This is a genomic window from Rhizobium sp. 01N48, from assembly GCF_056399145.1.
Genome location: NZ_JBFTQT010000004.1, coordinates 54714 through 66325 on the forward strand (window position 1 = coordinate 54714; position 11612 = coordinate 66325).

Consider the following 11612-nt stretch of genomic DNA (forward strand, 5'->3'; position numbering starts at 1 on the left):
ACCGACATGCGAAGCATTATGCCGCGCTGTCGGGGATCAGCAGCGAAATCACCGTGCCGATCGCTTCGCGTGAGCGGATCTTCATGCGGCCGCCATGCAGCGTCGTCAGCGAGCGCGAGATGGCGAGGCCCAGTCCGGAGCCGCCCTTGCTCTTGGCATATTGGTTCTGCACCTGTTCGAAGGGCTGCCCGATCTTGCTGAGCGCGGTCGTCGGAATGCCGATGCCGGTATCGGCGATGGTCAGCATCACGCCGACTGAGGTACGACGGGTGCGCACCGCGATCCGGCCGCCTTCGTCGGTAAACTTCACGGCGTTGGACAGCAGGTTGAGCAGGATCTGTTTCATCGCGCGGCGATCGGCGTTGAGTGTCATGCCATCGCAGATGCGTTGCTGGATCTCGATACGCTTTTCGCTGGCCGGGATTGCGGTGAAGCGCAGGCTTTCCTCGATCAGCGGCGCGAGGTCGATCGTCTCGCACTGAAGCTTCATATGGCCTGCTTCGATCTTCGACATGTCGAGAATGTCGTTGATGACGTTGAGCAGGTGACGGCCGCTGTGATGGATGTCGCGGGCATATTCGTCGTACTTTGCGGAGCCGAGCGGACCGAACATCTCGTCCTGCAGGATCTCGGAGAAGCCGAGGATGGCGTTGAGCGGCGTGCGCAGCTCGTGGGACATGTTGGCGAGGAATTCCGACTTCGCCTTGTTGGCGGCCTCGGCGCGTTCCTTTTCCGAGAGATAATTGGCGTTCGCCAGCGACAGCGCCGATTTCTGCCGTTCCAGCGTCTGGCGGGAAGAGGAGAGGTCGCCGATCGTCGCCATCAGGCGGCGTTCGGAATCGCGCAGGCGCTCCTGGTTGCGCTTCAGAAGCGTGATGTCGGTGCCGACGGAAACCATGCCGCCGTCGCGGGTGCGCCGTTCGTTGATCTGCAGCCAGCGCTCGTCGGCGAGCTGCACTTCGCTGGTGCGCGAGTAGCCATTGCCATGGGCGTCGGCGATCCGGCGTTCGATGACGGGACGGGCAGCGGCGGCGTTGACGGCGGCGCGCTCGGTGCCCGGCACCAGCACGCTGTCGGGAAGGCCGTAAGCCTGCTGGAAGTGCGTGTTGCACATCACCAGACGGTCGTTCTTGTCCCACAGCACGAAAGCTTCCGATGTGCTCTCGATCGCGTCCGCCAGCCGCTGGTCGGCTTCGGCGTAGCGCTGCGCAAGGCGGTGCTGCTCGGTCACGTCCATTGCGATGCCGATCATGTGGACTTGGCCGGCATTGGTGCGGATGACCTGTGCGCGGGCGCGCATCCAGAGATAGTGACCGGCGGCATGGCGCATGCGGAAGATCTGGTCGATCTGCTCGGCGTCGCCACGGGCAACCGAGCGGGCGATCTCGTAGATGCCGCTGTCGTCGGGGTGCATCAGACGGGCGGCGTCGCCGAAGCACATGTTGCCGTCTCCACCAGGAAGACCGAGCATCTGGTACATGGAGCGCGACCAGAAGAACTCGCGACGGTCGAAATCGAAATCCCACAGGCCGCAGCGGCCGCGCGAGAGGGCCGTCTCGACCCGCTGGTTGGACTCGACAAAGATCTCGTCGGCATGGCGGGCGCGGCGCACCTGCATATAGTAGGCGTAGAGGATGACCAGGAGGATAGAGGAGATGCCTGCAAACAGCGTCACGTTGAGCGTCAGCTCCTCGCGCCACAGCTGGCTGATGCGGTCGAGCGAGGTGGCCGCGACCACATAGCCACCGCTGTCGCCGATCAGCGTGATCTGGGCGTAGTGGGGCCGGCCGGCGATGGTGGTCTCAATCACGCCTGCGCGGTCGCCGAAGCGGCGGATCGCCGAGACCTCGGAGAAGAAATCGCCGATGCCGGCGCCGACATAGGCCGCACCGGCGGCGGACGCCGCGAAGACCTTGCCGCTCGACTGCACGAGGAGGACGAAGGCGTCGTCGTCGAGCCGGTCCTGCGGCAGGAAGCGGGCGAGGCGGGCCTGGCCTTCGGTTGCGTTACCGCTGTCGAAGATCGCGGCGGAATCGGCGAATGCCGCGGCGGCAGTGGCGGCGGCGAGCGCCGTGGAGTGGCGGGCGGCGGCCTGCATGCGGTCGTGCTCGGAGAGCATGCCGAAGAAATGCGAGGCTGCGACGACGGTCAAAAATGCAACGATAAGGATAGGAATGGCGCGCTTCAACACGGCCTCGGCATGCGTGTAATTTCGGGAAGATGATGGTCGCGAGGTCGCGGAGGACTTGCCGGTGAAGCTTTCACGCCAGGCGCGGAAGCTCTCGAAATCGACACGCAGCCGTCCTTCGGCCACGGTTGCCCGCCGCACGTTCATCATTTTTTGAGCCTTGTCCCTCGTGATTCGCTGCGCCGCTCGCCCGAACCTGACTCAATGAATCATTGGTGATTCGCCTTGTCCAGAGGAAAAGGTAAAAATCTGTTAACCGATTCTAAGTGCTGATTTTTCCAGCATGCTTGGGAGGCGGCTTCGATAGGCTCGGCCGCCTCGCTTTGCAAATCACCCCTTGAGGGTGCGCTCGACGATGTCGCGAACGTCGGTGGAGAGCGCCGGTGCTTCGGCGATCTCGGTCAGCGCCTTGCGTGCATGTTCAGCTCTTGCGGGTTCCAGCGAACGCCAGGACCGCATCGAAGTGAGGATGCGCGCCGCCAACTGTGGGTTGCGCGCGTCGATATCGAGGATCTCGCGGGCGAGGAAGCGGTAGCCCTCTCCATCCGCACGTCCGAAGCCGGTTGGGTTGCCGAAGGCAAACGTGCCGACCAGCGCGCGCACGCGGTTGGGGTTGGTGCGCTTGAACTGCGGATTGTCCATCAGCTTCAGCACGCGATCGAGCGCCTTTGCGCCCGGAATGGTCGCCTGAACGGAGAACCACTTGTCGATGACCAGCGCGTTTCCGGCAAAGCGGTCATGGAACGTGGACAGCGCTGCGGCCGCCTCGCTGCTATCGGGGAAGCGGTGCGCGAGGATCGTCAGCGCCTGCATCAGATCCGTCATGTTGTTGGCGGCGTCAAAGGCGGCCTTGGCGCGGTCAGGCGTATTCTCGGCGTAGGACAGATAGGTGAGCGCGCTGTTGCGAAGCGCACGGCGGCCGGCGCTCTTGGCGTCGGGGCTGAAATCGCCTGGCGTGGTCATGCTGTCGTAGAGTGCGGCGAAGACGCTCTTTCCGGCATCGGCGACCTGCTGCAGCACGGCGGAGCGGCCGGCGTGGATCGCGTCAGGATCGTTGTTGCCGCCGAGTTCGCGGGCGATGTCGGATTCGCTTGGAAGCGCCAGCGCCTGGGCGCGGAAGGCGGGCTCCAGCGTTTCGTCGGCGGCTGCCGCGAGCAGCGCCTCGACGAAGTCCTTCGAGGCAACGACCGGCTTGCCGTCACGCGCATCGCGRGCGGCTGCGAGCAGCGTCGGCAGTGCGAGATCGGTCAATGCCTGCCAGCGCGCGAAGTGATCGGTCTCAAAGCGGGCGAGAAGCGCCAAATCCGTGGGCGACTGATCGAAATGCAGGTTGATCGGCGCAGAGAAGCTGCGGTTGATCGATACGATCGGACGCGAGCCGATGTCCTTGAAGGTGGCCTTCTGGCTGCGCTCGGTCAGATGCAGCACGTTGTCGCCATACTCGGCGCCATCGACCGACGAAGGCTCGAGCGGCGTGCCATCTTCGGCAAAGAGCGCGATGCTGAGCGGAATGTGCATTGGCTTCTTGTCGCTCTGGCCCGGCGTTGCCGGAACCATCTGCTCGAGCGACAGCGTGAAGCTCTTGGCGCCAGCGTCATAGCTGCCGGACGCGGTGACGAGCGGCGTGCCGGCCTGGTGATACCAGAGCGAGAACTGCGTCAGGTCGCATCCGCTGGCATCCTCGAAGCACTTGACGAAATCCTCGATCGTGACGGCCTGGCCGTCATGGCGATCGAAATAGAGATCCATGCCTTTCTTGAACAGGTCCTTGCCGAGCAGCGTCGCGATCATGCGCGTGACTTCGCTGCCCTTCTCGTAGACCGTCGTCGTGTAGAAGTTGTTGATTTCGCGATAGGTGGTCGGGCGCACCGGATGCGCCAGCGGGCCGCCGTCCTCGGGGAACTGCTCGGACTTCAGATGGCGCACCTCGGCGATGCGCTTGACCGGGCGCGAGCGCATGTCGGCCGAGAATTCGTGGTCGCGATAGACCGTGAGGCCTTCCTTGAGGCAGAGCTGGAACCAGTCGCGGCAGGTGATGCGGTTGCCGGTCCAGTTGTGGAAGTATTCGTGGGCGATGATCGCTTCGATGTTGGCGTAGTCCTGGTCGGTCGCGGTCTCCGGATCGGCCAGCACGTACTTGTCGTTGAAGACGTTGAGGCCTTTGTTCTCCATGGCGCCCATGTTGAAGTCGGACACGGCGACGATCATGAAGATGTCGAGATCGTATTCGCGGCCGAACCGTTCCTCATCCCACTTCATCGAGCGCTTCAGCGCATCCATGGCGTATGCGGCACGCGCTTCCTTGCCATGCTCGACGTAGATCTTCAGCGTGACCTCGCGTTCCGACATGGTCACGAACTTGTCTTCGACGACACCGAGATCGCCGGCGACCAGCGCGAAGAGATAGCTCGGCTTCGGATGCGGATCGAACCAGGCGGCGAATGCGCGGCCCTCGTCATAGCCGGCGCCGCCGAGGAAGTTGCCGTTGGACAGCATGACCGGGTTGGCGGCCTTGTCGCCGATGATGGTGATCGTGTAGGGCGCCAGAACATCAGGGCGATCGGGGAAGTAGGTGATGCGGCGGAAGCCTTCGGCCTCGCACTGGGTGCAATAGACGCCGTTGGTGCGGTAAAGGCCCATCAGCTGGGTGTTGGCCTCGGGATTGATGATCGTGGTGATCGTCAGCTCGAAAGGCTTGGATTTCGGCAGGTTGCGGATCGTCAGGCTGTCAGGCGTTGCCGTATACTGGCTGGGCTTCATTTCCGCCTGATCGAAGAGCAGGCCGGAGAGGGCGAGTTCATCACCGTCGAGAATGAGCGGCGCCTTGGGATCGGCGCCCTTGCGGCGGTGGAAGATCAGGCGGGCATCTACCTTGGTGGCGGTCGGGTCCAGTTCAAACGTCAGATCCACACGCTCGAGTTCGAAATCGGTGGGGCGGTAATCTGCCAGATTTATGACCTGGCCGGTATCTGTGCGCATGATATTCCCTGAGACCTTTTAGACAATGCTTCGCAAACAGAGTGGGCGCTCTGCCGTAAAATTTGATTGGTACAATTACACTAAAGTCTGAATTAAAGCTAAAGCCGAAGGTGGGATGGCACATCGGCTATTTCTGGGGGGAGATACTATAGTCTCTCGCCTGGCTATCTCCGATTGAGGATCGATTTTATCGCTGTCTCATCTTCGGTTTTTTGTACAACCACCCCATACCAGCCCAATCCATCATAGTCCTCGTAGCCGAGCGTCTTCGCATAGGCGACGATGGAGCCGCTATTGTCGTAGTAGCTGCCGCGCTCCTGTCCATGTTGGACTTGCAGCGCAAAGCGGCTGAACATCAATGACGGATTGCTGCAGGCGATGATCCGACCTGCGCCGTCGAGGATCATGACCGTCGTCCGCTCCGCGACCTGAGGCGGCAGGTTGGCTTCCTTGTCGACGATCGCCTGTCCCTGGTTCTGCCAGTCGAAATAGACGCCGAGCGTGCCGATCAGTTTTCCATCGAGCTTCCCGCCTTCGCGCACGCCCGTTGCATAGACAAGCGCCGTGCGCCCGCCATGCAGCTGGCTTTTGCAGACTTCGTCCACCACGTAATCGTTGCCGGATTTACATTGGGTCGCGGCCTTGTGCCATGCCTCTTTGGCGAGCGAAACATTGAGCAGCCGCCGCTGAAACTCGGGATTTGCCGAGGCGACGATCCGTCCGCTGAGGTCGGTCAGCACAAGGTCGAGGTAGACGGTATAGAAGCGGTTGATCACACCGAGACGCTCGGCCGCGAAGCTGGCGCTATCGGTGCTTGGCTCCTGCAAGGTCTGCCAGAGTGCGGCGTCCGTGGCCCACCAGCGCACATCCGCCGTCCGCTCGAAAAGATTGCGCACGATAAGCTGCACGAGCGTCTGCGCCAGATCGGTCAGCCGCACGCCCTCGAGCTCGTTGACCAGCCCATCGGCCATTCTGCGCGAAAGGCCGATGCGGCCTAAAACATTGCTTTCGAATGTGTCGGCGATCTCGCTGGCGATCTGGGCGAGACGCTGCACCTCGTTCGCCACCACGGCAAAGCCCTTGCCGGTTTCGCCGGCGCGCGCGGCCTCGATAAGCGCGTTGATCGCAAGCAACCTGATCTGCTTGACGACGTGTGTATTGTCGGCGCTGAAGCGTTCGAGATCGGAACCGATCCCTTCTGTCACGACCCGCATGGAGCGCGGCGTTGCCGCTGGCTGCTGGCGTTCGGGTAACGTAGACGGCATCATATGCATGCCTCCTGAAACAGGTTTAAGTTGTGAATTTATGAAAAGCTATGTCTGCAATAGGAGAATCAATGCGAGTTTATGGTTCTCAAAGTGTTAACGGCGGAGACTGGTGCCGATTAATATTGGCTGTTTTCGCCGATTTTCATGGTTTTCGATGGTTTGTCGGCATGTCTGCGCTGAAACCGCGACCCGAACTTGCTTTTCCGGCGATTTAGCCTGTTCTTTCAGACCAACCGCTGGCACATTGATCGAGCATTGAGTCCGATGCGCTCTCCCAACGCTAAGTGGTTAATTCGCGAGTTTCTGACATGCGGCCGGTCTTCGAAAATCCGATGCGAGGTATTGCGTGCAAGCTCGCCTCCGTCGTCTTCTTTCTGGCGATGCAGACCTTCATCAAGCTTGCGGGCACCGGCATCCAGCCCGGCCAGGTCACTTTCTACCGGTCGTTCTTCGCCCTGTTCCCGATCATGGCGTTTCTGGCCTATCGCGGACAGTTGAAGGCGTCCTTCTATACCGCCAATCCGGTCGGCCATCTCAAGCGCGGCACGCTCGGCATCATCTCGATGGGCCTCGGCTTTTATGGCCTGCTGCATTTGCCGCTGCCCGAGGCGATCGCGCTCGGCTATGCCATGCCTCTGATCGCGGTTGTCTTCGCAGCCCTGCTTCTGGGCGAGACGGTCCGCATCTATCGCTGGACCGCGGTCTTTGTCGGCCTGATCGGCGTGGCGATCGTCTCCTGGCCCAAGCTTACTCTGTTTCGCGATGGCGGTGTCGAGACTGAGCAGGCGATCGGCGCGGTCACGGTGCTGCTGGCGTCCGTTCTCGGCGGCCTGGCGATGATCCAAGTGAGAAAGCTGGTCGAGGAAGAAAAGACCTCGACGATCGTGCTCTACTTCTCGATCACCGCATCGGTCTTTTCGCTGTTCACCGTGCCCTTCGGCTGGGACCTGCTCGATCTCGCCCCCCAACTTTTCCTGATTGCGGCCGGCTTCAGCGGCGGTATCGCGCAGATTTTTCTGACGGAAAGCTATCGGCACGCGGACGTCTCGACGATCGCGCCGTTCGAATATACCTCAATCGTCCTGGGAAGCGTTCTCGCCTACTTTGTGTTTGATGATATCCCGACGACGAGCATGTTGATCGGAACCGCCGTCATCGTCGTGGCGGGCATCTTCATCATCTACCGCGAGCATCAGTTGTAACTCGAGCGGGCGGCCGCGCGAAAAGCCAGCACGCCATAGCTCCCGCTCACGAAATCGTGGGGCTAAGTGTCGCAAAATTCATGCATTTTTTCCGCCGAGCAAGCCACCCTACAAATTTTGAGGGTGGCGTGTGACAGTTGCCTATGCTTTGTAAAAATGAACAACTTTCATTTATTTATGCATCCTGATGTTGAAAATAAGTGGCGGCTTTAGTTTGCTTGGCTTGCGAATACGAAAAGTCGAGCGCCGTCCGGGAGACAAATGCCTTTTAGTGCCGCAGACTTGATAGCTGACCCCAAGTTCATCTTGGGTATTCGATTTCACGCAGGCCGCATGCGCGGTATGTTCGATGCCGGACCAAGGCTTGCGCGCCTGCTTGCCTCGCACCAGCGGTGGCTGCTCACCCAGGTCGCCTACGCGCTCAGCATGGAGCGCGTCGATGGCGACCCAACGTCGGGGCTGACGGCCACGAAGCTGACAACCGAGATCACCGCTTTCAAGGCCGCGAGCCGCAACACCATCCGCAGCTATATCGATGAACTTGCGACCTACAGGTTCATCACCTGCATTCCCGGCGAAGAGCGCAAACGCCCACGCCGCTACGAGGTGGCCGACATCGCGCAGCAGGCGATGTTCAGCTGGGTCTGGTCCAACTTGTTGGCGCTCGACGTCCTCGACGATGGCGACAGGGCCGAGCGGTTCCAGGCAAACCCTGAGTGGATTGGTGTGATGCAGCCACGCATCGCGCGCGATTGCCTGCGCGATGCTGCCTGGCGCGAGCCGTCGGAGCGGGTTGGCGTGTTTATGTGGAACGATGCCGGCGGGCTTATCGTCGATTATCTGATGTCGAGGATCGATCCCGATGAGCAGAATCCCGACCGCTTCTTCGTCGGTCCACTCGACAGCAGGGCGTTGGCGGCCGACTTCATGATATCGCGCACACACATGCAACGCCTCTTCGCCAAGGCTGCGCAGGATGGTTGCATGGGGTGGGACGTCGATATGAAGAAGCCGTCGCTATGGATATCGCGCGCGTTCGTCGAGGAATACTGCCAGTGGCAGGCGATCAAGTTCGCCTACATCGATCAGGCGTTTCACGCGGCAAGTCAGATGTCGGGAGAGAGGTAGCCCGCTGCGGCGGCTCTGGCGTTCGCCAATGGCGCCGCGTCAGGATTCGCGATCGTAGGCTTCCGCGGCGCATACGGCTGCGCGGATATGCTCGATGGCGTCGATCTTGCAAAGAAGTGAGATGATGCGTGTCGTCATGAGAATAAGCCGATAAACGGCAGGGGCGGATGGCCGCGCCCTGCGATCAATACTGCTGGAAATCCGCGAAGATGGCAGCGGGGCGCACGATGCGACCGCTCGCGCCAGTGCCACGAGCGATCATCTGCTCGTTGGTGGCGAAGCCGTTGCGGCAGTAGCTCTGCGTGGTGCGGCCGTTGCTGTTTACGGTTCTCAATGTTTCAAATCTGCAGTGTATAGGACGACGAGTGTTGCTCATGGCCTTGGTTCCTTAGTGATTCCTCCCAAGACACAATGCTAATATTGCAGCGCACAATAGATTTCACAAGGCATAGGAATAAGCGGCAGGCATGCGTAGTGCGCATGGGTCTCGTCGCAAATCTGTCAATGTTGGCTATTTAGGAGGCAGAATTGATTTCTGTCAGTTTTGCCTGAAAAGCCAATAAATCGTTCCAGGCCAAGCGCTTATTGACCGGCGCTGTCAAAAGATCCTGCGGATGCAGCGTGGCAATGGCGGGCACGACGCGGTCGCCTGCGGCAATTTCACGCCACTGGCCGCGCAAGCCGTGAATGGTGTCGCCGTCGCCAAAAAACACCCGAGCGGCAAAATTCCCGAGCAGGAGAATCACTTTCGGCTCGGCAAGCGCGATCTGCCGCTCGATGAAGGGACGGCAAATATCCATCTCGGCGGGCGAGGCGACGCGGTTGCCCGGTGGGCGCCAAGGAATGACCTGGGTCAACAAGATGCCCGCGCGATCGAGCCCGATCGCGGACAGCATCTTGTCCAGCAGCTGGCCGGGACGCCCCGCGAAAGGTTGCCCCTCGCGGTCGTCCTCCGCGCCGGGCGCCGAGCCGATCAGCATGATGCCGCTCGCAGCATCTCCACTGGCAAAGATCGTCGAGCGCGCGCTGTGCTTGAGATTGCAGCCGTTGAAGGCTTCGAGCGCGGTCTTCAGCTCCGCGAGAGAACGCGCGCTTTCCGCGGCGAACCGCGCCTGCTGGATCGCCTCGCCGTCGGGGATCGCCGGCTGCGGTCGCTGCGCCGAGCGCTCAGGCTGGGGCGCAACGCGCTGTGCGGAAGCCGCTGGTGCGCGGGATGCCGTCTCGCGCGCCTCGGCCTGCGGGGCAGGGGCGGCGCTGCGGCGCGCCGCCTTCATCGCCTCGAATTCGGCGAAGCGATCGACGGCCTCGTCCTCCAGCAGCCACTCGACGCCGGCGTCCGCATGGAAATGCAGAAGGGCTGCGAGTTCGCCTGGAGAAAGGTCGTTGACGGAGATCATGGGCGCGACATTACCGAAGCTGAGGCCTCAATGAAAGTGCGCAGCCGCCACATCCCGGCCTATTGCACCGTCCATTGCGCGATATCGTCGCGTTCGCCGATCAGCGCCAGGCCGTGCGCGATCGAGAGCATCTCGCCGCCGGTCTCGATGCGGTCAGCGTCGAAGCGCTCGGTGAAGATGCGACGCACCGCGGGAACGAAGGAGGTGCCGCCGGTGAGGAACACCTTGTCGATCGCGCCCGCTTCCGTGTTGGTCTTTTCGAGCACATCGTCGAGCGCGCCTTCGATGCGGGCGAGATCGTCGGAGATCCAGCTCTCGAAGTCCGCACGGGCCACCATGCGCTTTCCAGCGCGGCCGAGCGGCGAGAAGTTGAACTCGGCCTCCTCAGAGGCCGACAGCGCCATCTTCGTGGCCGAGACCGCCTGGTAGAGCGGATAGCCTTCGTCGTGGTCGACGAGATCGATGAAGAGCTCCAGCTTTTCCGGCTCAAGCGCGGTTCTGACGAGCTTCTTCAAGTCCTCGTATTCGCGCGAGGTCTTGAAGATCGACAGCTGGTTCCAGCGGCTGAAGCTGGAGTAGTAGTTGGTCGGCACTTCAAGGATCTTGTCGAAGCTCTTGAAATGACTCCCCTTGCCAATTTCAGGTGCGACGACGTTTTCGATGATGCGCGCGTCGAAGTGATCGCCGGCGATTCCGACACCGGAATGACCGATCGGCGTGGCCTTCAGCTGGCCGGCGACGGTCTCGAAGCGGATCAGCGAATAGTCGGTCGTGCCGCCGCCGAAGTCGGCGACCAGCACCGTTGCGTCAGCCTTCAGGTTCTGCGCGAAGTAGAAGGCGGCTGCTACGGGTTCGTAGACATAGTGCACTTCGGGGAAGCCGAAGCGCGACAGCGCCTCGTTGTAGCGCTGCGTCGCCAGGACCGGATCGGGGCTCGCGCCGGCGAAGTGCACCGGCCGGCCGGTGACGATGCGCGCGACGTCCGATGGCCAGTTGCTGCCCGCATAATTGCTGAGGCGGCGGATGAACACCTCCATCAGGTCTTCGAAGCTGTGGCGCTTGGCGTAGATCAGCGTGCCCTGGAAGAGGGCGCTGGCGGCAAACGTCTTGATCGACTGCAGGAAGCGGCAATCGCCGGGATTGTCGATGAACTGGCGGATTGCCGCATGGCCTGCCTCGACCTTCAGCGCCGATGCGCCGAGCTTGCCATCCTTCATGAAGGACAGCGCCGTGCGCATGCTGTCGCTTTCGCCCGCTGAACTGGTGAAGCCCATGGAATGCGTGGTCTTGCCATCCGCGGTGGCCAGTACGGTGTTGGTCGTGCCAAAGTCCAAACCTAGCGCTTGAGCCATGCTCGCACCTCTCAATGTCGATCGTTGCTGGAGACTGGAGCAATTGCTCCGCCGGGGCGCCAAGGGACGCCCGAATTCAAGAGGGCGCGTGATGCCAC

At 61.6% G+C, this 11612-nt stretch carries 8 protein-coding genes; 2 read left to right on the plus strand and 6 right to left on the minus strand.

What is annotated here, in order from left to right; translation table 11 throughout:
• Positions 1-16: 16 nt before the first annotated feature.
• The 3 genes from AC1DOG_RS09480 to AC1DOG_RS09490 form a co-directional block, all read right to left on the minus strand.
• A complete protein-coding gene (locus AC1DOG_RS09480; RefSeq protein ID WP_477927562.1) occupies positions 17-2338 on the minus strand; it encodes a PAS domain-containing sensor histidine kinase in 2322 nt (773 codons plus the stop codon).
• Between the two features lie 180 nt (positions 2339-2518).
• Entirely contained in the window at positions 2519-5167 is a 2649-nt protein-coding gene (gene pepN, locus AC1DOG_RS09485; protein WP_477927564.1) for an aminopeptidase N, read from the minus strand.
• 164 nt (positions 5168-5331) lie between these two features.
• Complete coding sequence (locus AC1DOG_RS09490; RefSeq protein WP_477927566.1) at positions 5332-6441, minus strand: cache domain-containing protein; 1110 nt, start codon at positions 6439-6441, stop codon at positions 5332-5334.
• A gap of 302 nt (positions 6442-6743) precedes the next feature.
• Between AC1DOG_RS09490 and AC1DOG_RS09495 the strand changes: the two genes are divergently transcribed.
• Both AC1DOG_RS09495 and AC1DOG_RS09500 read left to right on the plus strand, forming a co-directional pair.
• Entirely contained in the window at positions 6744-7637 is an 894-nt protein-coding gene (locus tag AC1DOG_RS09495; protein WP_477927568.1) for a DMT family transporter, read from the plus strand.
• Positions 7638-7898: 261 nt separating this feature from the next.
• Entirely contained in the window at positions 7899-8765 is an 867-nt protein-coding gene (locus tag AC1DOG_RS09500; protein WP_477927570.1) for a hypothetical protein, read from the plus strand.
• Positions 8766-8949: 184 nt separating this feature from the next.
• Here AC1DOG_RS09500 and AC1DOG_RS09505 read toward each other — a convergent pair whose 3' ends face one another.
• The 3 genes from AC1DOG_RS09505 to AC1DOG_RS09515 all read right to left on the minus strand — a co-directional run bounded on the left by AC1DOG_RS09505 (position 8950) and on the right by AC1DOG_RS09515 (position 11514).
• A complete protein-coding gene (locus AC1DOG_RS09505) occupies positions 8950-9141 on the minus strand; it encodes a hypothetical protein (RefSeq protein WP_113199233.1) in 192 nt (63 codons plus the stop codon).
• A 139-nt stretch (positions 9142-9280) separates the two neighbouring features.
• Positions 9281-10162: a uracil-DNA glycosylase gene (locus AC1DOG_RS09510; RefSeq protein WP_477927572.1), complete on the minus strand. Its 882-nt coding sequence runs from the start codon at positions 10160-10162 to the stop codon at positions 9281-9283.
• 59 nt (positions 10163-10221) lie between these two features.
• Positions 10222-11514 carry an Hsp70 family protein gene (locus tag AC1DOG_RS09515; RefSeq protein WP_477927574.1) on the minus strand — a complete coding sequence of 431 codons (1293 nt, stop codon included), beginning with the start codon at positions 11512-11514 and terminating at the stop codon, positions 10222-10224.
• Positions 11515-11612: the final 98 nt, after the last annotated feature.